The sequence below is a fragment of the Nocardioides sp. SRI_004 genome (genome assembly GCF_057586415.1).
Genome location: NZ_JBYCZV010000028.1, coordinates 13868 through 38876, shown reverse-complemented (window position 1 = coordinate 38876; position 25009 = coordinate 13868). Strand labels below are relative to the sequence as shown.

Genomic DNA, 25009 nt, shown 5'->3' with positions numbered 1-25009 from the left:
CGGCTGTCGACTGGTCGCTCACGGTTGTCTCCTGATCGAAAGGGGTGCCACAGGTCACATTAGGACCCACGGGAAGTGTGGTCACCAGGGGTTGCATCGGGGTTGCTCGTGCCAGAGGCCGGGACGGGATTCCCACCCGTCCCGGCCTCCGGAGATCCATCAGTGCTGGACGGCCTGCTCGGCGCCCGCGCCGGTGAGCGCACGGACCTCGAGCTCGGTGAACCGCTCCTCGGCCGACGGCTCCTTGGACGTGACCGTCCCGAGCCAGCCGAAGAAGAAGCCCAGCGGGATCGAGATCAGGCCGGGGTTCTCCAGCGGGAACCAGTGGAAGTCGACGCCCAGCGAGAAGAGCGCCTTGCTGATGACGTCACCGTCGGCGTTGACGGCGGTCTTGCCGGAGACGACCGGCGAGAAGAACACCAGCGTGATGGCGGAGATCAGGCCGCCGTAGATGCTCCACGTGGCGCCACGGGTGTTGAAGCGCCGCCAGAACATGTTGTAGACGATCGACGGCAGGTTGGCCGAGGCCGCGACCGCGAAGGCCAGCGCCACGAGGAAGGCGATGTTGAGGTTGCGGGCCGGGATGGCCAGCAGGATCGCGACGATGCCCAGTCCGGCGGCGGCGTACCGGGTCACCTTGATCTCCTCCGCCTCGGTCGCCTGGCCCTTGCGGATGACCGAGTTGTAGATGTCGTGCGCCACCGACGTCGAGGACGTCAGGGTCAGGCCGGCGACGACGGCCAGGATGGTCGCGAAGGCGACCGCGGAGATCAGGGCCAGCAGGACCGCGCCGCCGGTCGAGTCGGCGCCACCGCCGACCGCCTCGGCGAGCAGCGGCGAGGCCAGGTTGCCCTCGCTGTTGGCGACGTCGCTGCCGGCTCCGGTCTTGAGGAGCGCGGCCGCACCGAAGCCGAGGACCAGCGTGAACAGGTAGAAGACGCCGATCAGGCCGATCGCCCAGAGCACCGACTTCCGGGCGTCGCGGGAGGTCGGCACCGTGTAGAAGCGGACCAGGATGTGCGGCAGGCCGGCGGTGCCGAGCACGAGGGCCAGGCCGAGGCTGAGGAAGTCGAGCTTGTGGGTGAGGTCGGCGCCGTACTTCAGGCCGGGCTCGAGGAAGCCCTCCTTGCCCGAGTTGGCCTGGGCCGCGCCGAGCAGCTCGGAGAGGTTGAAGTCGAACTTCGCCAGCACGAGGACGACGATCAGCGCGGAGCCGGTCATCAGCAGGACGGCCTTGACGATCTGCACCCAGGTGGTGCCCTTCATGCCACCGACCGTGACGTAGACGATCATCAGCGCGCCGACACCGGCGATGACGGCGCTGATCGCGAGCGTGTTGGTCTTGTCGATGCCGAGGAGCAGGACGACGAGGCTGCCGGCGCCGACCATCTGGGCGAGCAGGTAGAAGATCGAGACCACGACGGTAGAGGTCGCTGCCGCGGTCCGCACCGGACGTTGCTTCATCCGGTACGCCAGCTGGTCGGCCATCGTGAACTTGCCCGAGTTGCGCAGCATCTCCGCCACGAGCAGGAGGGCCACCAGCCAGGCGACGAGGAAGCCGATCGAGTAGAGGAAGCCGTCGTACCCGGCCAGCGCGATGGCGCCGGAGATGCCGAGGAAGGACGCGGCGGACATGTAGTCACCGCCGATGGCGAGGCCGTTCTGGAAGCCGGAGAACGAGCGGCCGCCGGCGTAGAAGTCGGAGGTGCCGCTGGAGTTGCGGCTGGCGCGGATCGTGATGAAGAGCGTCAGCGCGACGACGGCGAGGAAGAGTCCCGCGGTGAGGGCCTGGTTGTTCATCGGAGGTCCTTCCCGCCCGGCGCGCCCTTGGAGAGCGAGACGAAGCGCTCGTCGAGCTCGCGGGCGAGCGGGTCGAGCCGCTTGGTGGAGTAGTTGCTGTAGAGCCACGCGATGACGAAGGTCGTCGCGAACTGGAGGAGGCCGAGCACGAGGGCGACGTTGATGTTGCCCACGACCTGCTTGCTCATGAAGCCGCCCGCCCACATCGAGAGCACGACGTAGGTGAGGTACCAGACCAGGAAGGCCGCGGTGGCAGGGAACGCGAAGCCCCGGTAGCGCCGCTTCAGCTCGGCGAACTCGGCCGAGGCGTGCAGGTCGTCGTACACGGGGTCGTGGCGTGCCGCGACCACATGCGGGTCGTGGGGTGAGAGGTCGGATGACACGGGTTCCTCCTCGGTCGTGCGGTGTGACCGCGATCACGGACTCCTCCGACGCTAGGAGTGACCGCGGTCACGTCGGCAGGGGTGCGGTCCGGCGCTGCGCCGAGTGGGGACGGGTTGTCGATGAACGGTCGGTGGGACGCGACGAACGGCGCTCCGGCGAGGGTCCGCCGGACGTTCACCCCGTGGTCGGCTGCTCGTCGCGGAAGGGCTGTTGGCTGAGCCGGTTGGACGCACACTCCTCCCGGAAGGACCCCCGAGCATGTCTTCTCCCTCTTCCCGCCGCTCCGTGATCGCCGGCGGCGCCGCCGCTGCCGCGGGCGTCGGCTTCGCCGTCACCGGCGCCATGCCCTCCCTCGCCCAGAGCAGCCCGGGCAACGACACCGCGAAGCCGAACGGCAAGGCCAAGGGCCAGGGCATCGTGCCCTTCCCGCCGCTGCAGGACGACCCGGACGGCCTCCTCGCGCTGCCCGCCGGCTTCTCCTACGCGGTCGTGACCCGCGCCGGCGTCTCGAAGCTCGACGAGGGCCAGCTGACCCCGAACGCGCACGACGGCACGGCCGTGTTCACGACCGGTCGCGGCCGGTACCGCCTCATCCAGAACCACGAGCTCAAGGCCGGCTCGCCGCTCGGCGTCCCGCACGTCGCAGGCACCGTGTACGACGAGGGCGCGATCGACGCCGGTGGCTGCACCGTCATCAGCACCGACAGCCGCGGCAACAACCTCGGCGAGTTCGTCGGCATCTCCGGCACCTCGACCAACTGCGCGGGCGGCCCGACCCCCTGGGGCACGTGGCTCACCTGCGAGGAGACCGAGGACCGCGCCGGGAAGGCGTGGAGCGGCAACGGCAAGAGCGGCACCTACGCCAAGAACCACGGCTACGTCTTCGAGGTCTTCCACGACGGCCGCCACAACCCCAAGCCGATCAAGGCGTTCGGCCGCTACGCCCACGAGGCGCTCGCGATCGACCGGGCCCGCAAGCACGTCTTCCTCTCCGAGGACGCCTCGGGCCCGAACGGCCTGTTCTACCGCTGGACCGCGCCCGAGGGCTTCGAGATGGGCGCGAACCTCGCCGACCGGCTCGGCGACACCGACGGCGTCCTCGCCGCGATGCAGATCCTGATGCCCGACGGCTCCGTGCTCCCCGACGTCGCCTACCTGACCTCGGCCCAGCTCGGCCTGCCCTTCCCGGTGCGCTGGAAGGAGGTCCCCGACCGCGACGCGACGACCACCTCGGTGCGCAAGCAGTTCGCCGACGGCGAGGTCACGCGCGGCAAGAAGTTCGAGGGCGTGTGGGGCACCGACGAGGGTGCGTACGTCGTGAACTCCTTCGCGTTCTCCGACGGCGACCTGCCGGCCGACGCGGTGCCGCACGACGGCATGGTCTGGTTCTACAACTACAAGAAGGAGACCATCCAGCTCGTCGCCTACTTCCCGCACCAGAAGACCGGCGCCTCCGGCGCGGCCGCGAGGTACGACGACCTCACCTTCGACGGCCCGGACAACGTCACGGTCACCCCGTGGGGCTCGCTCGTGCTCGCCGAGGACGGCGTGGGCGCCTCGCACGTGCTGTCCGCGACGCCGTACGGCCCGACGCAGGCGATCGCCCGCAACCAGCTCAACGACTCGGAGTTCACCGGCCCGACGTTCTCCGACGACGGCAAGGTGCTCTTCGTGAACATGCAGACCCCGGGCCTGACCTTCGCGATCACGGGTCCGTGGGAGAAGTACCTGGGCTGAGGCCGACGGGCCGGCGGGGTGTGACCTGCTGCACTCCGGGCCGGGGTGACAGGCTCTCCTCCGAAATGATTAGGTAAGCCTTACCTGATCTCGGAGGAGAGCCTTCCCGTGTCACAGCTTCCGTTGCACCACGTGTTCCACCCCGACCACGCCGACCACTACGCCGCGGCGATCGGCACCGGCCTCGACCACCTGCTCGCCCACCTCAAGGGCGTCAGCGGTCCCGCGACCGGGCTCCAGCCCGACGAGGCGTCGGCGCGGGTCGCGGCCGTCGACCTCGACCGCCCGCTCGCCGGCGTCGACGCCGTCCTCGCCGAGATGTCCGACCTGTGGCTGAACGACGCGGTCTGGTTCCACGAGAAGCGGTACGCCGCCCACCTGAACTGCCCGGTCGTCGTACCGGCCCTGCTGGCGGAGCTCTTCGTGGCCTCCGTCAACAGCTCCCTCGACACCTTCGACCAGAGCGTCGGCGGCACGTTCATCGAGCGGCGGCTGGTCGACTGGACCGCCGAGCGGATCGGTTTCGGGGCCGACGCCGACGGCGTCTTCACCAGCGGTGGCAGCCAGTCCAACCTGCAGGGCCTGCTGCTGGCCCGCGGTCGCCACGAGCGGGTCCCGGCCGAGCGGCTGCGGATCCTCGCGTCTGCCGAGAGCCACTTCTCGGTGCAGAAGTCCGCCCGGCTGCTCGGCCTCGGCGACGAGTCGGTGGTCAGCGTGCCGACCGACGAGCGGCACCGGATGGACCCGGCCGCGCTCGAGCGCTCACTGGCCGCCTGCACCGCGCTCGGCCTGCGCCCGATGGCGATCGTCGCCACCGCCGGGACGACGGACTTCGGCGCGGTCGACCCGCTGCCGGCGATCGCCGACCTCGCCCGGGCCTACGACGCGTGGCTCCACGTGGACGCGGCGTACGGCGGCGGGCTGCTCGTCTCGCCCACCCGGCGCTCGCGGCTCGAGGGGATCGACCGGGCCGACTCGGTGACGATCGACTTCCACAAGACCTTCTTCCAGCCGGTGTCGTCGAGCGCGATCATCGTGCGCGACCGGGCCACCCTGCGCCCGGCGACCTGGCACGCCGACTACCTCAACCCGCGCGAGGCGACCACGCCCAACCAGGTCGACAAGAGCCTGCAGACCACCCGGCGCTTCGATGCGCTGAAGCTCTGGCTCACCCTGCGCACGATGGGCCCCGACCTCGTCGGGCAGTACGTCGACGCGGTGATCGACCTCGCCGGCGAGGTCCACGAGCGGCTGGCCGGCGCCGCGGACCTCGAGTTCGCGGCGGCGCCGGAGCTGAGCACCCTTGTCTTCCGCTACGTGCCGGCCGGAGGCGGGCTGGACGACGCGGCGCTCGGCGCGCTGAACACGACGATCCGCGCCGAGCTCTACGCGAGCGGCACCGCGATGGTCGCGGCCACCCGGGTCGACGGCGTGCAGTACCTCAAGCTGACGCTGCTCAACCCGATGGCGAGCGCCGACGACATCGTCGGGATCCTCGACACGGTGCGGGCCTTCGGCGAGCGGATCGCGTCCCGTGACGGTCGCTGCACGACCTCCCCGACCACCGGCGTGGGGGTGGCGCGGTGATCACGCACGACTTCGTGGCGATCGGGCTCGGCCCGTTCAACCTGGGCCTGGCCTGCCTGACCGACCCGCTGCGCGGCACCGCCGAGTCACCGGGGCTCGACGGCGTCTTCCTCGAGGCCCGCGACCGCTTCGACTGGCATCCGGGGATGCTGCTCGACGACGCGACCCTCCAGGTGCCCTTCCTCGCCGACCTGGTCACCATGGCCGACCCGACGTCGCGGTGGTCCTTCCTCAACTACCTCAAGCAGGCCGGCCACCTCTACCCGTTCTACATCCGTGAGAGCTTCTACCCCCTGCGCCGCGAGTACGACGACTACTGCCGCTGGGCGGCCGAGTCGTTGCCCGGCATCCACTTCGGCCAGCCCGTGACGGCGGTCGAGCACGACGGGGCGGCGTACACGGTCAGCACGGGGGCGGGGGAGACGTTCCGGGCCCGGCGGCTCGTCCTGGGCGTCGGCACGTCGCCGCGCGTCCCCGAGTCGCTGCGTCCGGTCGTGGGCCGGCCCGGCGTCACCCACTCCGCCGACTACCTCGCCCACCGCGAGGCGCTGCAGGCCCAGGAGCGGATCACGGTGGTCGGCAGCGGCCAGAGTGCGGCGGAGATCTACCTCGACCTGCTCGCTGCCGCGCCCGAGCACGGCTACGAGCTGGTGTGGCTGACGCGCAGCCCGCGCTTCTTCCCGATGGAGTACACCAAGCTCACCCTCGAGATGACCTCCCCGGAGTACGGCGCCTACCACCGCGCGCTGCCGATGGAGACCCGCGACCGGCTGGCCCGCGACCAGCGCCACCTCTTCAAGGGGATCAGCGCCGACCTGGTCGACGCGATCTTCGACCTGCACTACCAGCAGCGGGTCACCGGCGACGGGCCGCGGACGACGCTGCTCACCAACACCGAGGTGCGCGCGGCGCGACCCGTGGAGGGCGGGTCCGAGCTGGACCTGCTGCACACCGAGACCGGCGAGGCCTTCTCCCTGTCGACCGGTGGACTGGTGCTCGCGACCGGCTACGGCCCGACCGTCCCGGGGTTCCTGGACCGGATCGAGCACCGGATCCGCCGCGACGCACGCGGTCGCTACGACGTCGCCGACGACTACTCCGTCGACGTCGCCGGTGGCGAGGTCTTCGTCCAGAACGCCGAGGAGCACACCCACTCGCTGCTCGCACCCGACCTCGGGATGGGGGCGCACCGCAACTCGGTGATCATCGCGGCGATGCTCGGTCGTGAGGTCTACCCCGTCGAGAAGCGGATCGCGGTGCAGACCTTCGGGGTGCCGGACAGGTTCCGTCAGGAGGTCGCCCGATGAGCCGCTCCCTGACGTCCCGGATCACGATCGAGCCGCTCGACCTGTCGCGCGACGTCGGGCTCCTCCACGCCTGGGTCACCCACCCGCGCTCGGCGTTCTGGATGATGCAGGACGCATCGCTCGACGACGTCCGCACCGAGTACGCCGCCATCGCCGCCGACCCCCACCACGACGCCTTCCTCGGCCGGATCGGCGGACGACCCACCTTCCTGGTGGAGACCTACGACCCGGCGCGCGCCACGGGGATGGGTGATCTGCCCGAGCTGCGGCCGGGCGACCTCGGCATGCACGTGCTCGTCGCACCGCCCGAGGGCGCGCCCGTCCCCGGCCTGACGACGGCGGTCTTCGACGCGGTGATGGCCTTCTGCTTCGCCGACCCCGCCGTCGAGCGGGTCGTCGTCGAGCCCGACGTCCGCAACCACGCCATCCGCGCCAAGAACCTCGCCGCCGGCTTCACCGAGCTCCGCGAGATCCCGCTGCCCGGCAAGACGGCCATGCTCTCGGTCTGCCCGCGGGCGGACTGGAACGCCCCGGAGCTCGTCCGCCTCCCCGACCCGCCCGGCGCGGTAGTCCCGGACGAAAAGCACCGTCCGGGGGCCGATTTCGGTGCTTTTCGTCAGGGACTACCGTCCAGCGAGCACCTGACCCCCGACCTGATGGCGCGCGCCCAGCGGCACCTGGTGGCCAAGGCACTGTCCGAGTTCAGCCACGAGCGGATGATCGCGCCGGTCGCCGAGCCGGGGCGACCGGGACGCTGGCGGGTGGAGACCGACCGGTCGTCGTACACGTTCGCGGCGCGGGTGAAGAGGCTCGAGCACTGGGTCATCGACGCGCACTCGGTCGAGCGGACCGTCGACGGCGAGCCGCGCGAGCCCGACGCGCAGGAGCTGGTCGCCGAGCTGGCGCCGGTGCTGGGCATCCCGGACTCCCTGCTGCCGACCTATCTCGAGGAGATCGCCTCGACGCTGGCGTCGACGACGTGGAAGCTGCGCCACCGGGCGGTGCCGGTCGCCGAGCTGGTCGACGCGGACTACCAGGAGATCGAGTCGGCGATGACCGAGGGCCACCCGGCCTTCGTCGCCAACAACGGGCGGATCGGCTTCGGGCTCGACGACTACACCGCGTTCGCACCCGAGACCGGCGCCGCCGTGCGCCTGCACTGGGTCGCTGCGCGGCGCAGCCTCACGCACCTGTCGCTGGGTGCGGACCAGACCGAGCAGGCCCTGTACGACGCCGAGCTGGCCCCCGGCGTCCGCGACCGCTTCCGCGCGCGGCTCGGAGCGCTGGGCCTGGCGGCCGACGACTATCTGTTGCTGCCGGTGCACCCGTGGCAGTGGCGCAACAAGCTGGCGATCACCTTCGCGCCGGACGTCGCGCGCCGCGACCTCGTCCACCTCGGCGAGGGCGACGACGAGCACCGACCGCAGCAGTCGATCCGCACCTTCTTCAACGCCAGTCGGCCCGAACGGCACTACGTGAAGACGGCGCTCGCGATCCAGAACATGGGCTTCGTGCGGGGCCTCTCGCCGAAGTACATGGAGGCGACGCCGGCGATCAACGACTGGGTCGCCTCGCTCGTGCACGCCGACGAGGAGCTGCAGGCGTGCGGCTTCGAGGTGCTGCGCGAGCTGGCGGCGATCGGCTACACGGGCGACGCCTTCCACCGGCTGGCCGGCACCTCCCCCTACCGGAAGATGATCGCGGCGCTGTGGCGGGAGAGCCCCGTGCCGCGGACTCCGGCAGGGGAGCAGCTCACCACCATGGCCGCGCTGCTGCACCGCGACGCCGACGGCGACGCGCTGGTGACCGCGTGGATCAAGGCCTCGCCGGTCGACGCGGCGACGTGGGTGGCGGCGTACCTGCGCGCCTACCTGCGCCCGCTCGTGCACTGCCTGTACGCCTACGACCTCGCCTTCATGCCCCACGGCGAGAACCTCCTGCTGCGGCTGCGCGACCACGTGCCGGTGGGCGCCTTCATGAAGGACATCGGCGAGGAGATCGCGGTGATGGGTGAGCTGGACCTGCCGGAGGAGGCGGAGCGGGTCCGTGGCAGCTTCCCCGACGACGTCAAGGCGCTGGCGATCCACACCGACGTCCTGGACGGGGTGCTGCGCCACGTCGCCGCGATCCTCGACGAGGACGGGATCCTGCCCGAGGACGAGTTCTGGGCGATCGCCCGGCAGACCATCGAGCAGCACGCGGCCGACCACCCCGAGCTGGCGGAGGCCGCCGCGCGCTACGACCTGCTCCGCGAGCGGTTCCGCCACAGCTGCCTCAACCGGCTGCAGCTGCGCAACACGTTGCAGATGGTCGACATCGCCGACCAGGCCGAGTCGCTGATCTTCGCCGGGACCCTGGCGAACCCGGTCAGTCCCGTGGCGCCGTGATCACCCGGGATGCGTGGGGCATCCCGCACGTCACCGGGGCCTCTGTCCTCGAGGTCGCCCGGGAGCAGGGGCGCGCCACCGCGCAGGACCGGTCGTGGCAGCTCGAGGTGGAGCGGCGTCGTGCCGAGGGGACCTGCGCGGAGCTCTTCGGTGCCTCGGCCCGGGAGTGGGACGTGCTGGCCCGGCGGGCGCTGCTGGTCGACGTGGCCCGTCGCGCGCACGCGGCGCTGGCGCCGGAGAGCCGGGCCTTCGTCGACGCGTACGTCGACGGCGTCAACGACGTCGTCGGTGGTCGAGGAGGTCGCGCAGTGACCGTCACGAGACCCTGGCAGCGCTGGACGCCGCTCGCCGTCTTCGCCGTGCAGCACCTGCTCTTCTCCCGCTTCCCCGGCAAGCTCTGGCAGCACCACGTCGCGTCCGTCCTCGGCGACGACGCCGCCGAGGCGCTCGACCTGTTGCGCACCGAGGGCCTGCCCGGCGGCAGCAACGCCGTCGCCGTGGCGGGCTCCCTCACGGCGAGCGGGCTGCCGATCGTCGCCGGCGACCCGCACCGGGTCATCGAGGCCCCCGGCTGCTACGCCCAGGTCCGGCTCACCTGCACCGACCCCGACGACCCCTTCGACGTCGCGGGCCTGACGTTCGCGGGCGTCCCCGGCGTCCAGCACTTCGGCCACGCCGGTTCCGTCGCGTGGGGCGTCACCAACGCGGTCGCCGACGACGAGGACGTGTACGCCGAGGAGCTGGTCCGCCACCGCGGCGCCGTCATCGCGCGCGGCGCCACCGGCTGGGAGCCGGTCGCGCGCCGGTTCGAGGTGGTCCGGGTCCGCAGCGCCGAGGACGTGTACGACGCCGTGCCGGTCGAGGTCCTCGTCACCGAGCGCGGTCCCGTGGTGACCGGCGGGCCGGGGCGGCCCGACACCTTCAGCCTGCGCAATCCCTCGTCGGTGCTGGGGAATCTCGGCTTCGACACCCTCCTTCCCCTGCTGCGCTCGAGGTCCGCCACGGATGTCGCCGCGGCGTTCGCCCACTGGGTGGGCCCGGTCGACAACCTCCTCGTCGCCGACGTGGCCGGCATCGAGCACCGCGTCGTCGGCCGCGTGCCCACGCGCGGTGCGGACGGAACGTGGACCGGCTGGGTCGAGGACCTGCCCCGCCGGACCGGCGAGGTGCTGGTCACCGCCAACGACCGCGCCACCGACGACTTCGCGCGGATCGGCGACGACTTCGCGCCCCCGCACCGGGCACACCGGCTGACCGAGGTCGTCGACGGGCTGGTCGCTGCCGGCCCGGTCACGCCGGAGGCGCTCGGCGGTGCGTTGGCCGACGACCGGCAGGTCGCGGGGGAGGCGCTGCTCGACCTCGCCGCCACCCTGGTCGACCTGTCCCCGCCGGCAACGGTTCTGCGCGACCGGCTGCTCGCCTGGGACCGCCGGATGGCCGTCGACAGCGTCGAGGCCGCCCTCTTCGCCACGGTCCGGGCCGCGGTCGTCGAGGCCTACGCGACCGCGCCCGCCCTCGCCGGGGTCGACGCCTCGCCGTTCGGCGAGCTCTACGCCCCCTGGTTCGACCTCCGCGGCCGGCTCCGGCTGGCGCTCCCGACGCTGCTCAGCGCGCAGAAGGCCTTCGGTGTCGACCCGCTTCAGGCCGTCGCCGACGCGCTCGAGATCGTCGCCCACGCGCCCGAGCCCGCGCCGTGGGGGAGCGCGCACGTCGTCGTACCACTGACAGCGGCGCAGCAGTTCGGCCTCGCGGCTCCCGACGGCCACGCCCCGCCGTGGCCGCCCGTCGCGGGCGACGACGACTGCGTCCTGGCGACGCGGGCGCTCGGCGGCACCGGCGCCTGCGTGCACGGCCCGGTCGCCCGCTTCGTGTGGGACCTCGCGGGCGACTCACGCTGGGTCGTGCCGCTCGGCGCGTCCGGCGACCCGGCCTCGCCCCACCACCACGACCAGCAGGCGGCATGGGCCGCCGGCCGCACCATCCCCCTGGAGGACCGTTGACCGTCGTCGTACGACCCGTGGAGCCCGCGGCCGATGCCGCCCTGCTCACCGGCTGGGTGAGTGCCGAGCGCGCCTCCTTCTGGAACATGGTCGGGCTGGGCCGGGCCGAGGTCGAGGACATCTACACCTACATCCAGGAGCAGGAGCACCTCGCGGCGTACCTCCTCGTCCTCGACGACGTGCCCGTCGGCCTGTTCCAGACCTACGACCCGCAGGTCGACGAGATCGGCGGGTTCTACGACCGCCGTGAGGGTGACGTGGGCGTCCACCTGCTGCTCGCGGACGACGAGCGCCGGAGCGGCCGTACGGCGGAGGTCCTCGCCGCCGGGCTCGACTTCGTCGCCCACCTCCCCGGCTGCCGGCGGATCGTCTTCGAGCCCGACGCGCGCAACCACGCCTCCATCGCGCTGATGGAGCGGCTGGGCGCGGAGCGCGGTCCGCTGGTGGACCTCCGGACGTCGATCTCGGAGAAGCCGGCGCAGTTCTTCTTTCTCGACCGGGACCGGGCGCTGGCGCTGGTTGGGAGGAGCCCGCGCAGTTGAGGAAGAGCCGGGACGGGCGACCGGTCGGCATGAGAAGGTCCGGTCTGTGCCTGGCATCGATGGACTCACCACTGTTCTCGAGGCCGCATTGCCTAGAGAACGCCTCCCCCTGATCCGGGTGGACTTCAGCGACCCGAAGGCCTGGCGGCGTCTTGCGAAGGCCGTCTCAACGCCTGTCGATTTCAGCAGTCCGATCGACAACGACCCGGACGACTTCGACCCGGGCTACTCGGTCCCGCTCGACGTGATTGACGACCCGGCCTTCGCAGGCATCACGGCCGCCGACCTGGTCGACGCGGCGGAGCTATCTGAAGCGGCAGGTATGCGGGGCTACGCGATCCTCGTCGACACCCGCAGCGTCGCGGAGGCGGCAGGCGACGGCGGACTCGCATCAGTCGAGATCGTCGACCTCGCCAGGATCCCCGGTCAGACTTTCCGGTGCCTGGCCACCAGCGTGGCGACCGTCCACGCCAATCTGAGCACCGGCAATCTGTTCTTCGACGAGTTCACCACTGGTGACGAGGTCTTCGACGGATAGGTGACGATCTGCTCGGCCGTCTCCCCCGGCTAGTGCCGATGGGCATGCGCGCGTCCCCAGGAAGTCGGTTGTGGACAGCGTGGCGTTCGAACATGCGTTCGAGTATCATATGGGTATGGCAGCGCAGCTCACGGCGGAGGAGGTCCGATCCTTCGTTGACCGGATCACCGGTAGTGCCTGCCCGGAGCACCCTGCTGCGCAGGTCGACGTGGTCGCGGCGTTGGAGGTGTTGAAGTCGGCCGCGGCTGCGGTGCAGGCCGAGGTGTCGGTGGTGTACGACGCCCGCCGCCGCGCCGACGAGGCAGCGGCCGGTGTCCGGGCGGCCCGCCAGGGCCGCGGTGTCGCCTCCGAGATCGCCCTGGCCCGCCGCGAGTCACCCCACCGCGGGCAGGTCCTGCTCGGTCTGGCGAAGGTCCTTCACGCCGAGATGCCGCACACCCTGGCCCGGCTCCGCGACGGCTCCCTGTCCGAGTTCCGCGCGATGCTGCTGGCCCGCGAGACCGCCTGCCTGCCGCTTGAGCTACGGATGTTCGCCGACGAGGAGACCTGCGCCGACCCTGCCGCCCTCGCCGGGGTCGGGACCCGGGAACTGATCGGCCGGATCCGCCGGCTCGTGGCCGAGCTCGACCCCGCTGCGGTCGCTCGCCGGGCCCGCAAGGCCGCCAGCGACCGCAACGTCACGGTCCGGCCGGCGCCGGACACGATGACCTACCTGACCGCGCTGGTCCCGGTCGCCCAAGGGGTCGCGGCCTACGCCGCGCTCCGCAAGGCCGCTGAGGCGGCCCGTGCCGCCGGCGACCCCAGGTCCCTCGGTCAGCTGATGAGCGACCTGCTCGTCGCCCGGATCACCGGGGTCGCCGACATCGGCACCCCCGAGGCAGCGCCGGCCGTGCCGGTCACGGTCGACGTGGTGATCTCCGACGAGTCCCTGGCCGGTGGCCACGCCCCTGCGGAGGTCTCCGCGGACGGCGTACCGGCCGAGGTGGTGCCGGTCGAGGTCGCCCGCAACCTCCTCGCCCAGGCCATCGACCAGCCGGCTGACAGCGAGGTGATCAACTGGTTCCGGTGCCTGTACCGCAACCGCTTGGGCCGGCTGGTCGCGATGAGCACCCGCAACCGGTTTCACACCAAGGCGATGGGTGAGTTCCTCGCCCTGCGCGGGGCCGGGATCTGCGCCACCCCCTTCTGCGACGCACCCATCCGGCATAACGACCACATCACCCCCGTCGCCGACGGCGGCAACACCACCGTCGACGACGGCCAAGGCCTCTGTCAGGCGTGCAACCACGCCAAACAAGCCCCCGGCTGGCGACAACACCAGGTCGGGCACCCCGTCGACCGTCACCAGGTCGAGACGATCACCCCGACCGGCCACCGCTACACCGCCACCCCGCCCGCCCCACCCGGCTGGCGAGAACCCCGCTACGTCCAGACCGGCCCCGGCCGCTACCAGCTCATCGCCTGATCAGCTCCGCAACAGCAGGTCCACGGTGCCGATGTCCTGGAGTCGATCCACTTGCCGGTGCTCGGCCTCCACGTTCGCAGTGAGGTCCGGATGACCGCCGACACGGAACGCACCGGAGGTGAGCCTGTGAGGTGCGTGAGCCCGTGAGATCGAGTTGACGCAATGAGATCTCGCAACACGATGGGGCGAAACGAGGGGCGCACAGGATCGGGTCCACCATCCGACATCCCCGCGTCTCGTGACGCTTGCTGCGCAAGCTCCTCGACGACCGGGTAACGCCAGGAGCCCGAGAATGACACTGACCACCAACAACGGCCCGGACGAGTCCGTCGTCACCGCGCCGAGTCCGACCAAGGCCCACCGATCCGGGCGGTGGATCGAGGACTGGCGCCCCGAGGATCCCGAGTTCTGGGAGAAGACGGGCGCGCCGATCGCCAAGCGCAACCTGATCTGGTCGATCTTCGCCGAGCACCTCGGGTTCTCGGTGTGGCTGATCTGGAGCGTCTCGTCGGCGTTCCTGGTCGCGCAGGGGTTCACCTTCACGCCGCAGCAGCTCTTCTTCCTCATCGCCATCCCGAACCTCGTCGGCGCGCTGATTCGGGTGCCCTACACGCTGGCGGTCGGCAAGTTCGGCGGTCGCAACTGGACGATGGTCAGCGCGGCCCTGCTGCTGATCCCGACCCTGTCGTTCGCCTACTTCGTGACGCAGCCGGACACGCCGTACTGGACCTTCTGCGTGATCGCGGCGACCGCCGGCTTCGGCGGCGGCAACTTCGCCAGCTCGATGGCCAACATCAACTTCTTCTACCCGGCGCGCCTCAAGGGCGCCGCGCTCGGCCTCAACGCCGCGGGCGGCAACCTGGGTGTCGCGATCATCCAGTTCTTCCTGCCCGTGATCGTCGGCGGCGCCGGCATCTTCGGCCTGGTGAAGGCCTCGCAGGGTGGCATCCACCTCGAGCGCGCTGCCTGGGTGTACGCCGGCCTCGCGGTCATCGCGGTGCTCGCCGCGTTCTTCTTCATGGACAACCTGTCCAACGCCAAGACCGACACCAAGCAGCAGCTGAGCGTGCTGAAGCACAAGCACACGTGGGTCATGTCGTTCCTCTACATCGGCACCTTCGGCTCGTTCATCGGCTACTCCGCCGCGATGCCCCTGCTCATCAAGCTGAACTTCTGGCGCCAGCCGGTCCCGGCGGTCGAGGGCATCGGCATCAACTTCGCCTTCTACGCGTTCCTCGGTGCCCTCGTCGGCTCGGTCGCCCGTCCGCTCGGTGGCTACCTGGCCGACCGCTTCGGCGGTGCCCGGGTCACGCTGCTCGCCTTCTCGGGCCTGGTCGTCGGCACGCTCGGCATCCTCTTCACGCTGAGCCAGCTGCAGGAGCTCCCGCCGCCGCCGGACAAGGCCAAGCTCGCGGAGATCGCCGCCGACCCGGCCGCCTTCCAGTACCCCGACGCCGTGCGGGCCGCGGTCGAGTCCAACGCCGACATCTTCCCGCTCTTCCTCGGCATCTTCCTGTTCGTCTTCGCCTGCACCGGCATCGGCAACGGCTCGACGTACAAGATGATCCCGGCGATCTTCCGCAAGGACGCCGTCGTCGCGACCGGTGAGGGCACCCCCGAGCGTGAGCTCGCCGTCCTCGACGCCACGAAGAAGTCGTCCGCCGCGGTCGGCATCATCGGCGCGGTGGGTGCGCTGGGCGGCTTCCTGATCCCGATCACGTTCAACAGCCCGTGGGTGACCGCGCCGCTCGACGCCACCAAGAGCGCCTTCACCATCTTCACGGTGTTCTACGTGGTCTGCGCCCTCGTGACCTTCACCGTCTACCTCCGCAAGCGCTCCGGCGCCAAGGCGGACACCGGGTACGTCGGGGTCTGAGTCGCCGCGCAACTACCGGATTCGTCGCGAGACCGCCAGGTCCGCGACGAATTCGGTAGTTGAACCGGAGCCACGAACGGCCCGAGAACTGGAAGGGACGACATGACCGAGACCGCCGACCGCAGCCCCGTGAAGACGCACTGCCCCTACTGCAGCCTGCAGTGCGGCATGGCGATCTCCCGGAAGGGTCGCGCGGGCATCGAGATCGGTGCCTGGGAGGAGTTCCCGGTCAACGAGGGCGCGATGTGCCGCAAGGGCTGGACGTCCGGGGAGCTGCGCGGCAGCCGGGAGCGGCTGACCACCCCGATGGTCCGCGACCGCGCCACCGGCGAGCTCCGCGCCGCCGAGTGGGACGAGGCCCTCGACCACATCGCCCGCCGGCTCGCGGTCCTGCAGGCCGAGCACGGCAACGACGCGGTCGCGGTCTTCGGCGGCGGCGGCCTGACGAACGAGAAGTCCTACCAGCTCGGCAAGTTCGCCCGGGTCGCGCTCGGCACCAGCCAGATCGACTACAACGGCCGCTGGTGCATGAGCTCGGCCGCGAGCGCCGGCAACCAGGCCTTCGGCGTCGACCGCGGGCTGCCCTTCCCACTCGTGGACATCGAGCAGGCCGACGTGGTCGTGCTCGTGGGCTCCAACCTGGCCGAGACGATGCCGCCGGCCGCCCGCCACCTCGACCGCCTCCGCGAGCGCGGCGGCAAGGTCGTCGTCATCGACCCGCGGCTCACCTCGACCGCCGAGCGCGCCGACCTCTTCCTGCAGCCGGTGCCCGGCACGGACCTGGCCCTCGCCCTCGGCGTCCTGCACCTGCTGGACGCGCAGGGCGCCGTCGACGAGGAGTACGTCGCCCGCCGCACCACCGGCTTCGACGAGGTCCGCCGCTCGGTGGCCGCCTGGTGGCCCGAGCGCGTCGAGCGCACCACCGGGGTGGCGACCGACGAGCTGCGGGCGCTGGTCGACCTGCTCGCCGGCAACGAGAAGGTGATCGTGCTGACCGCGCGCGGTGCCGAGCAGCACGCCCAGGGCACCGCGACCGTGCTCGGCTGGCTCAACGTGGCGCTCGCGCTGGGCATGCCCGGCAAGCCGTCGTCCGGCTACGGCTGCCTCACCGGCCAGGGCAACGGCCAGGGCGGCCGCGAGCACGGCCAGAAGGCCGACCAGCTGCCGGGCTACCGGATGATCGACGACCCCGCGGCGCGTGCGCACGTGGCCGGTGTCTGGGGCGTGGACCCGGACACCCTCCCCGGCAAGGGGAGGTCCGCCTACGAGTTGCTCGAGTCGCTCGGCGACGGCGGTGGCCCGAGGGCGCTGCTCGTCTTCGGCTCCAACATCGTGGTGTCCGCGCCGCACGCCACCCACGTCACCCAGCGACTGGAGTCCCTCGACCTGCTGGTCGTCTGCGACATCGTGATGTCCGAGACCGCCGCGCTCGCCGACGTCGTCCTGCCGATCACGCAGTGGGCCGAGGAGAGCGGGACCATGACCAACCTCGAGGGTCGCGTCATCCTGCGCCGGCGCGCGATCACGCCGCCGGCCGGGGTACGCAGCGACCTCGACGTCATCGCCGGCCTCGCCTCGCGCCTCGGCGCCCCCATCGACTTCTCGACCGACCCGGAGGAGATCTTCGAGGAGCTCGGTCGCGCGTCGGCCGGCGGCAAGGCCGACTACTCCGGCATCACCTACGCGCGGATCGCCGAGGAGAAGGGCGTCTTCTGGCCCTGCCCGGCGACCGATGGCGACGCCGCGCCCCACCCCGGCACGCCGCGGATGTTCACCGAGTCCTTCCCGACCCCGGACGGCCGGGCACGCTTCCTGGTGCAGGAGTTCGCCGGCGCGGCCGAGCAACCCGACGAGTCGTACCCGGTGCACCTGACGACGGGCCGCGTGCTGGCGCAGTACCAGTCCGGCGCGCAGACCCGCCGGATCAAGGGGCTCACCGACGAGGGCGCGTTCGTCGAGATCCACCCGATGCTCGCCGACCGGATCGGCGCGCACGACGGCGATCCCGTCCTGGTCCGCACCCGGCGCGGCGAGATGAAGGCGCCGGCGCGGGTCGTCACCACCATCCGACCCGACACGATCTTCGTGCCCTTCCACTGGGTCGGCGCCAACCGGCTCACCAACGACGCCCTCGACCCGTCGAGCCGGATGCCGGAGTTCAAGGTCTGCGCGGCCGAGGTCCTCGTCTGATCAACGCCCCCGTGACCGCCCCGACGGCGTGATGCCGTGAGGACGGTGAGGCCGTGAGGACTAGTTGACCTCGGGGTCCATCACGGGCGCGGGACGTGAAATCTCCGGCCAGCATCATGGACACATGACCGAGAGCCACCGCCCCGACCGGCCGCTGAGGCGGCTCGTCGTCGTCGGCTCCGGCATGGCCGCGACCCGGCTCGTCGAGGAGCTGGTGGCCCGCCGGGCCACCGAGCTGTACGCGATCACCGTCCTCGGCGACGAGCCCGTGGCGCCGTACAACCGGATCCTGCTGTCCGCCGTCCTCGAGGGCACGCACCGCGCCGAGGCGCTCACGCTCCGCTCGCCCGAGTGGTACGACGAGCACGGCATCGACCTCCGTCTCGGCGCCCGCGTGCTGGGGGTCGACCGCGACCACCGCGACGTGATGCTCGTCGACGGCACCCTCATCGAGTACGACGTCCTGGTGCTCGCCACGGGCAGCATCCCCACGCTCCCGCCGATCCGCGGCCTGGTCCGCATGGACGGCTCGCTCCACGACGCGGTGCACGCGTTCCGCAGCCTGGCCGACTGCGAGCGGCTGCTCGAGGCGATCACCGCGACCGACGAGGACGGCCGTCCGGTCAACCGGCGCGCGGTGGTCGTCGGTGGCGGCCTGCTCGGCCTGCAGGTCGCCCGTGCGCTGGGCGCCCGCGGCCTCGACACGGAGATCGTCGAGGGTGCCGAGCACGTGCTCCACCAGCAGATCGACACCGCCGCGGGGCGCATCCTCGCCCGCGACCTGAAGAAGCTCGGCGTCGCGGTCTACACCGGCTCGCGGGCGATCCGGCTCGACTCGGAGGACGGTCCGCTGGGCCGGGGACGGGTCCGCGTCCTCGACCCGCTGCCGCGCAACCCCGGCCGGGTCTCGCTGCGCCTCGACAACGGCTTCACCCTCGACACCGACCTGTTGGTCCTCACCGCCGGCGGTCGCCCGTCGACGGCGCTGGCCCGCGGCGCCGGCCTCGAGGTCCGTCGCGGCATCGTCGTGGACGACCGGCTCGCCAGTGTCACCGACCCGAGCATCCACGCCCTCGGCGACTGCGTCGAGCACGGTGGTCGCACGACGGGCTTCGTCCCGCCGGCATGGGAGCAGGCCGGGGTCCTGGCGGGCATCCTCTGCGACGAGCCCGTGACGTACGACGGCGCCCGCATCGTCGCCCGTCTGCGGGCCACCGACCTCGACGTCGCCGTCCTGGGTGACGCCGAGCGGGAGATCGCCACCGGCGGCGAGGTCGTCGAGGTCTCCAACCCGATCTCCGGCTCGCACCGCCGCCTCGTCGTCCGCGACGGCCGGATCGTGGCCGCCACCCTGGTCGGCGACCTCTCGCGCGTCGGCCTGATCACCCAGCACTTCGACCGGCAGACGGTCCTCGGGCCGCGCGAGCCCGGGAACCTCCTCATGCCGGAGCGCACCGGGGAGGAGCGCAGCGCCGCGCTCACCCTCCCCGACGACGCCGAGGTGTGCGCCTGCGCCGGCGTCACCGCCGGCCGGATCCGCGGCTGCTCGTCGTACGAGCAGGTCCGCGACACCACCCGCGCGACCACCGGATGCGGTGGCTGCGCCAGCACCGTCCGCCAGCTCCTGCAGAGCCGCAGCAGTGACCCCGCCCTCGCCACGAAAGGTGCCTGAACCATGGCTCCTCACCTCCGCAAGCAACTCGTCGTGGTCGGCCACGGCATGGTCGGCCACCGCTTCGTCCAGGCCGCGATCGAGCGCGGGCTGACCGAGACCCACGACATCGTGGTGCTCGGCGAGGAGCCGCGCCCGGCGTACGACCGCGTCGCCCTGACCTCCTTCTTCGAGGTGGGCGCGGAGGCGCTCTCCTTCCTCCCCGAGGGCGTGTACGACGACCCGCGAGTCAGGCTGCTGCTCGAGGCCGAGGTCACCCACATCGACCGGGACGCGCAGGTCGTGACCCTCGCCGACGGCGACACGGTCCGCTACGACGAGCTGGTCCTCGCGACGGGTGCGGCGCCCTTCGTGCCGCCGGTGCCCGGCAAGGACCTCGACAACGTCTTCGTCTACCGCACCATCGAGGACCTCGAGGCGATCCGCGAGGCGTCGAGGGGCGCGCGGGCCGGTGCGGTGATCGGGGGCGGCCTGCTCGGCCTGGAGGCCGCGAACGCGCTGCACCAGCTGGGCGTCGCGACCCACGTGGTCGAGATGGCGCCGCGGCTGATGGCCGTGCAGGTCGACGACGCCGGCGGCGCGACCCTCAAGCGGCACGTCGAGGAGCTCGGCCTCACCGTGCACACCGGCGTGCTGACCGAGCTGATCGACGGGGACGCCGACGGGAAGGTCAGCGGCATCAAGTTCAAGGACGAGGACACGCTGCCCCTCGACATCGTCGTCTTCTCCGCGGGCATCCGCCCCCGTGACGCGATCGCCCGCGAGGCCGGCCTCGACATCGCCGAGCGCGGCGGCGTCCTGGTCGACGAGCAGTGCCGCAGCTCGGACGAGAACATCTGGGCGATCGGCGAGTGCGCCGCCCCGGGCGGCCGGATGTACGGCCTGGTCGCGCCCGGCTACACGATGGCCGAGGTCGTCGTCGACACGCTGCTCGGTGGCGAGGCGGGTGCGTTCACCGGCGCCGACATGTCCACCAAGCTCAAGCTGCTCGGTGTCGACGTGGCGTCCTTCGGCGACGCCTTCGGCAGCACCGACGACTGCCTGGAGCTGGTCTTCGCCGACGCGGTGGCGGGCATCTACAAGAAGCTCGTCGTCAAGGAGAACGACAAGGGCGGCTTCGAGCTGCTCGGCGGCATCCTGGTCGGCGACGCGTCGGCGTACGGCGTGCTGCGGCCGATGGTCGGCAGTGGCATGGAGCTGCCGGCCAACCCGGAGGAGCTGATCCTCCCGGCCGGGCGTGGCGGCGGCGTCGAGCTCGGGCTGCCGGACGAGGCGCAGGTCTGCTCCTGCAACGACGTCACCAAGGCCGAGATCAAGGCGGCCGTCTCCGACGGTGCGACCCTCAACGACGGGGGCCCCTGCACCGACGCGGGCTGCGTCACCAAGTGCACGAAGGCCGGCTCGACCTGTGGGTCGTGCAAGACGGTCGTGAAGAAGATCGTCGAGGACCACTTCGCCGCGACCGGCAAGGTCGTCGACAAGTCGCTGTGCGAGCACTTCGCGATGACCCGGCAGGAGCTCTTCGAGGTGGTCGCCGTCCACGGCTACAACCGCTTCGACGACATCATCGAGGGCCACGGCAGGGGTCGCGGCTGCGACATCTGCAAGCCCGCGGTCGCCTCGATCCTCGCCAGCCTGCTCAACCACCACGTGCTCGACGGCGCCAACGCGACGCTGCAGGACACCAACGACGCCTATCTCGCCAACCTGCAGAAGAACGGCACCTACTCGGTCGTCCCACGCATCCCCGGCGGCGAGATCACGCCCGACAAGCTGATCGTGATCGGCCAGGTCGCCAAGGAGTTCGGCCTCTACACCAAGATCACCGGCGGCCAGCGGATCGACCTCTTCGGCGCCCGCATGGAGGACCTGCCGGCGATCTGGAAGAGGCTCGTCGACGCCGGCATGGAGTCCGGGCACGCCTACGGCAAGTCGCTGCGCACGGTGAAGTCCTGCGTCGGCTCCACCTGGTGCCGCTACGGGGTGCAGGACTCCGTCGGCATGGCGATCGAGCTGGAGCTGCGCTACCGCGGCCTGCGTTCGCCCCACAAGCTCAAGGGCGGCGTCTCGGGCTGCGCCCGCGAGTGCGCGGAGGCGCGGTCCAAGGACTTCGGCATCATCGCCACCGAGAAGGGCTGGAACCTCTATGTCTGCGGCAACGGCGGCGCCATCCCGGCCCACGCGCAGCTGCTGGCCGGCGACCTGTCCCGCGAGGAGCTGATCCGCTACCTCGACCGGTTCCTCATGTACTACATCCGCACCGCCGACCGGCTCCAGCGCACGTCGTACTGGATGGACGCCATCGGCGGGCTGGACCGGATCCGCGAGGTCGTCGTCGACGACAGCCTCGGCCTCGGCGCCGAGCTGGAGGCCGCCATGGCCCGCCACGTCGACTCCTACTTCGACGAGTGGAAGGCCACGATCGAGGACCCGGAGAAGCTCGCCCGCTTCGTGTCCTTCGTCAACGCGCCCGGCACGCCCGACCCCAACATCACCTTCCGCGAGGAGCGCGGCCAGATCCAGGCCGCCAACAACGACGGGCCGGTCTCGCTCGGCGCCACGATCCCGGTGGGAGGCCCCCGATGACGCACACCGCCGAGCAGGACGCGACCGCGATGGAGACCGCGGTCTGCCGCCTCGAGCAGATCCGGCCCGAGTCGGGCGTCACCGCGCTCGTCGACGGCGAGGCCGTCGCCGTCTTCCGGACGTACGACGACCAGGTGTTCGCGCTCTCGAACTTCGACCCGTTCGGCCGCGCCTCCGTCCTCTCCCGCGGGATCGTGGGCACGAAGACGGTCCGCACCGGCGATGCGGAGGAGCAGGTGCCCTTCGTGGCCAGCCCCCTGCTGAAGCAGCCGTTCGACCTCCGCACGGGCGCCTGCATCGACGATCCGGCGGTCGTCGTACCGACCTGGGACGTCCGCGTCGCCGACGGGGTGGTGCTCGTCGGCGCCCGACGCGAGACACTGTGACGGTGCCGACCAGCGAGCAGCCCCTCCTCGGATTCCGGATCGGGGTGACGGCTGCCCGCCGGGCCGACGAGCAGGTCGCGCTGCTGGAGCGCCGTGGCGCGGAGGTCGTGCACGCGCCGGCGCTGTCGGTCGACCCCAACCGGATCGACGAGGTCGGGCTGCTGGCCGCGACGAAGGACGTGCTGGCCCAGCCGGTCGACATCTTCGTCGCGACGACCGGCATCGGCCTCAAGTCGTGGTTCACCGCTGCCGAGCGGTGGGGGCTGCTGGACGACCTGACCGCCCACCTCGGCGGCGCCGAGATCCTCGCCCGCGGCCCGAAGAGCGTCGGCGCGCTGCGCCGGTTCGGGCTGCGCGAGCTGTGGGCGCCGGAGTCGGAGGAGTTCGAGGACGTGCTCGCGCACCTGCGCGGGCGCGACCTCCACGGCGTGCGGATCGTGGTGCAGGAGCACGGCCAGTCGCTGTCGATGGCCGCGCACGCGCTGCGCCGGCTCGGCGCCGAGGTCACCACGGTCGCCGTCTACCGCGTCGAGGGAGCGGCCGACCCGGAGCCGATGTTCGCGCTGATCGAGCAGATCGCCGAGCGCCGGGTGCACGCGGTGACCTTCACCGCCGCCCCCGCGATCGCCGCGATGATGGAGGCCGCGACGTCCACGGGCCACCGCGACGAGGTCGTCACCGCCTTCCAGGCCGATGTCGTCGCGTCCTGCGTCGGTCCGGTCACGGCCGCCGCCTTCGAGATGTGGGGCGTGCCGTCGATCTATCCCGAGCGCTCGCGCCTGGCCGCGATGGTCAAGCAGCTCGAGATCGAGCTGCCCTCCCGCGCGGCCGGCACGTCGCTGGAGGTCGCCGGCCACACCCTGCTGCTCCACGGCGACGACGTGCTGCTCGACGGGGTCGAGGTCAAGCTGTCGCCGGCGCCGTACGCCATCCTCCAGGCGCTGCTCGTCAACCCCGGCACCGTCGTCTCGCGTCGCGACCTGCTCGCCGCGCTCCCGTCCGGCACCGCCGGTTCGGAGCACGCCGTCGAGATGGCCGTCGCCCGGCTGCGGGCGGCGCTGGGCACCCGCTGCGTCCAGACCGTCGTCAAGCGTGGCTACCGGCTGGCGGTGACGCCATGAGGCTGGTCACCGTCGCCCACGGCACCCGCACCGCCGCCGGCAACCTCGTCGCGGCCGAGCTCACCGCGGCCGCCGGCCTGCGGCTCGGCGTCGAGGCCACGACGTCGTACGTCGAGCTGTGCGCGCCGCTCTTCGCCGACGTCGTCGCGGCGACGACCACCCCCACGGTGGTCGTCCCGCTGCTGCTGTCGACCGGCTACCACCTGCGCCACGACCTGCCCGCCGCGGTCGAGGCTGCTCCCCGCGCCGACCTCGTCCACCTTGGCGGCGCGCTCGGCCCGGACCCGCTGCTCGCGTCCGCCCAGGTCGACCGGCTCCGCGAGGCCGGCGCGACGCCCGGCCAGCCGGTCGTCCTCGTCGCCGCCGGCTCGTCCGACCCGCTCGCGACCGCCGACCTCGAGGGCGCCGCGACCCTGCTCGCCCACGCCTGGGGCGCGCCGGTCCGGCTCGCCACGCTGTCCGGTCTGGGTCAGCGGCCCGAGGCCGTCGTGCGGGCGGGCGATGCCGTGTCGCCGTACCTGCTGGCGACCGGGCACTTCCACCGCAAGGCCCGGCACGACGCCCTCGCCGCGGGCGCGAGCGTGGTCGCGGACGTCATCGGCCCGCACCCCCTGCTGGTCGACCTGGTCTGCGCGCGGGCCGTGACCCGGTGGTCGAGGAGGTTGCGCAGCAACCGTCACGAGACCCCGGCGGCCCTCACGGCGTGATCGTCGTGGTCGCGTCGATCTGCTGCAGCGCGGTCACGAGCACGTCGGTCTCCGCGGGCGGCGCGTAGGCGTTGAGCTGGAGCACGTAGAGGTCGTCCCCGTCGGGGATGACCACCGTCTTCTGCGCGATGGTCAGGTCCTGCCCGCCGTTGGAGTACGCGCCGAAGACCTGGACCGCGTCGTAGGCGCCCAGCGTGCTGGCCTCGCCCTCCTCGGAGGCGGTGAAGCCGTCGAGGCCGAGCAGCTCGCCGGGCGCGAGCTCGAGAATCCGCGCCGGGTCGGCCGGGCCCTCGACGCGGGCGAGCAGCGACAGGACCCGCGGCGGCTGGGTGGTGTCGGCCGCGGCGTCGTACACGAGGGCGCCGTACGACGCCTCGCTGCTGTAGTCGTCGCTCTCGCTCCAGCCGTCGAGGACCGGCAGGTCGACGACCGGGCCGTCGTCGTCGGGGCCGAGCGCGGTCTGTGCGATGCCCTCCTGCTCGAAGTACTCGAGGATCGTGGCCGGTGGGCCGGCCTGCTCGGTGGCGGCGTCGGAGGTCGTCTCGGTCGGCGTGCCCTCGGTGGCCGACGGGCTGTCGGACGACCTCTCCCGGCGGTCCGGCTCCTCGCCCCCGCAGGCGGCGATGCCGAGGGCGAGGAGCAGCACGGCGGGTGCGGCGAAGCGGGCAGGGTGTTTCACGGGAGGTCCTCCACGGATCGGTGACGGTGCGGGGAGGACGCTAGG

Annotated in this window: 18 protein-coding genes; 15 read left to right on the top strand and 3 right to left on the bottom strand. The window is 71.8% G+C overall.

The annotated features are described in order from the left end of the window. Positions 1-159: 159 nt before the first annotated feature. Positions 160-1800, bottom strand: a complete 1641-nt coding sequence (locus AC2YHB_RS24790) for a solute symporter family protein (RefSeq protein ID WP_487354790.1) — start codon at positions 1798-1800, stop codon at positions 160-162. Next, the gene (locus AC2YHB_RS24785; protein ID WP_308645544.1) at positions 1797-2183 is read right to left on the bottom strand and encodes a DUF485 domain-containing protein; all 387 of its coding nucleotides are present in this window, start codon (positions 2181-2183) and stop codon (positions 1797-1799) included. The genes AC2YHB_RS24790 and AC2YHB_RS24785 overlap by 4 nt, the downstream gene beginning before the upstream one ends. Positions 2184-2442: 259 nt before the next feature. Here AC2YHB_RS24785 and AC2YHB_RS24780 point away from each other — a divergent pair, with 259 nt between their 5' ends. The 15 genes from AC2YHB_RS24780 (at position 2443) to AC2YHB_RS24710 (ending at position 24285) form a co-directional block, all read left to right on the top strand. Further along, a complete protein-coding gene (locus AC2YHB_RS24780) occupies positions 2443-3921 on the top strand; it encodes an alkaline phosphatase PhoX (protein WP_487354789.1) in 1479 nt (492 codons plus the stop codon). A 108-nt stretch (positions 3922-4029) separates the two neighbouring features. After that, positions 4030-5508, top strand: a complete 1479-nt coding sequence (locus AC2YHB_RS24775) for a pyridoxal phosphate-dependent decarboxylase family protein (protein WP_487354788.1) — start codon at positions 4030-4032, stop codon at positions 5506-5508. Then, positions 5505-6815, top strand: coding sequence for a lysine N(6)-hydroxylase/L-ornithine N(5)-oxygenase family protein (locus AC2YHB_RS24770; protein ID WP_487354787.1), 1311 nt, complete (start codon positions 5505-5507; stop codon positions 6813-6815). The genes AC2YHB_RS24775 and AC2YHB_RS24770 overlap by 4 nt, the downstream gene beginning before the upstream one ends. Continuing rightward, complete coding sequence (locus tag AC2YHB_RS24765) at positions 6812-9202, top strand: GNAT family N-acetyltransferase (RefSeq protein ID WP_487354786.1); 2391 nt, start codon at positions 6812-6814, stop codon at positions 9200-9202. Before AC2YHB_RS24770 ends, AC2YHB_RS24765 begins: the two co-directional genes overlap by 4 nt. Next, on the top strand, positions 9199-11202 hold the full coding sequence (locus tag AC2YHB_RS24760; protein WP_487354785.1) for a penicillin acylase family protein: 2004 nt from the start codon (positions 9199-9201) through the stop codon (positions 11200-11202). The genes AC2YHB_RS24765 and AC2YHB_RS24760 overlap by 4 nt, the downstream gene beginning before the upstream one ends. Further along, a complete protein-coding gene (locus AC2YHB_RS24755; protein ID WP_487354784.1) occupies positions 11199-11744 on the top strand; it encodes a GNAT family N-acetyltransferase in 546 nt (181 codons plus the stop codon). The genes AC2YHB_RS24760 and AC2YHB_RS24755 overlap by 4 nt, the downstream gene beginning before the upstream one ends. A 46-nt stretch (positions 11745-11790) precedes the next feature. After that, positions 11791-12282, top strand: a complete 492-nt coding sequence (locus tag AC2YHB_RS24750) for a DUF6924 domain-containing protein (protein ID WP_036543518.1) — start codon at positions 11791-11793, stop codon at positions 12280-12282. Positions 12283-12397: 115 nt separating this feature from the next. Beyond that, positions 12398-13747, top strand: coding sequence for an HNH endonuclease (locus tag AC2YHB_RS24745; RefSeq protein WP_487354783.1), 1350 nt, complete (start codon positions 12398-12400; stop codon positions 13745-13747). A gap of 292 nt (positions 13748-14039) precedes the next feature. Further along, positions 14040-15623, top strand: coding sequence for an MFS transporter (locus tag AC2YHB_RS24740; RefSeq protein WP_487354782.1), 1584 nt, complete (start codon positions 14040-14042; stop codon positions 15621-15623). Between the two features lie 102 nt (positions 15624-15725). Further along, on the top strand, positions 15726-17813 hold the full coding sequence (locus AC2YHB_RS24735) for a molybdopterin oxidoreductase family protein (protein ID WP_487354781.1): 2088 nt from the start codon (positions 15726-15728) through the stop codon (positions 17811-17813). A gap of 124 nt (positions 17814-17937) precedes the next feature. Next, positions 17938-19485, top strand: a complete 1548-nt coding sequence (locus AC2YHB_RS24730) for an FAD-dependent oxidoreductase (protein WP_487354780.1) — start codon at positions 17938-17940, stop codon at positions 19483-19485. A gap of 3 nt (positions 19486-19488) precedes the next feature. Next, positions 19489-22071 (top strand): nitrite reductase large subunit NirB, encoded by a 2583-nt coding sequence (nirB, locus tag AC2YHB_RS24725; protein ID WP_487354779.1) that lies wholly within the window; start codon positions 19489-19491, stop codon positions 22069-22071. Further along, positions 22068-22457 (top strand): nitrite reductase small subunit NirD, encoded by a 390-nt coding sequence (nirD, locus tag AC2YHB_RS24720; RefSeq protein WP_487354778.1) that lies wholly within the window; start codon positions 22068-22070, stop codon positions 22455-22457. The genes nirB and nirD overlap by 4 nt, the downstream gene beginning before the upstream one ends. A gap of 2 nt (positions 22458-22459) precedes the next feature. Beyond that, positions 22460-23578, top strand: coding sequence for a uroporphyrinogen-III synthase (locus AC2YHB_RS24715; protein ID WP_487354777.1), 1119 nt, complete (start codon positions 22460-22462; stop codon positions 23576-23578). Beyond that, positions 23575-24285, top strand: a complete 711-nt coding sequence (locus AC2YHB_RS24710) for a sirohydrochlorin chelatase (protein ID WP_487354776.1) — start codon at positions 23575-23577, stop codon at positions 24283-24285. The genes AC2YHB_RS24715 and AC2YHB_RS24710 overlap by 4 nt, the downstream gene beginning before the upstream one ends. Here the strand turns inward: AC2YHB_RS24710 and AC2YHB_RS24705 are convergent. Next, positions 24275-24964: an LpqN/LpqT family lipoprotein gene (locus AC2YHB_RS24705; RefSeq protein ID WP_487354775.1), complete on the bottom strand. Its 690-nt coding sequence runs from the start codon at positions 24962-24964 to the stop codon at positions 24275-24277. The two genes, AC2YHB_RS24710 and AC2YHB_RS24705, sit on opposite strands and share 11 nt — an antisense overlap. Positions 24965-25009 lie beyond the last annotated feature (45 nt).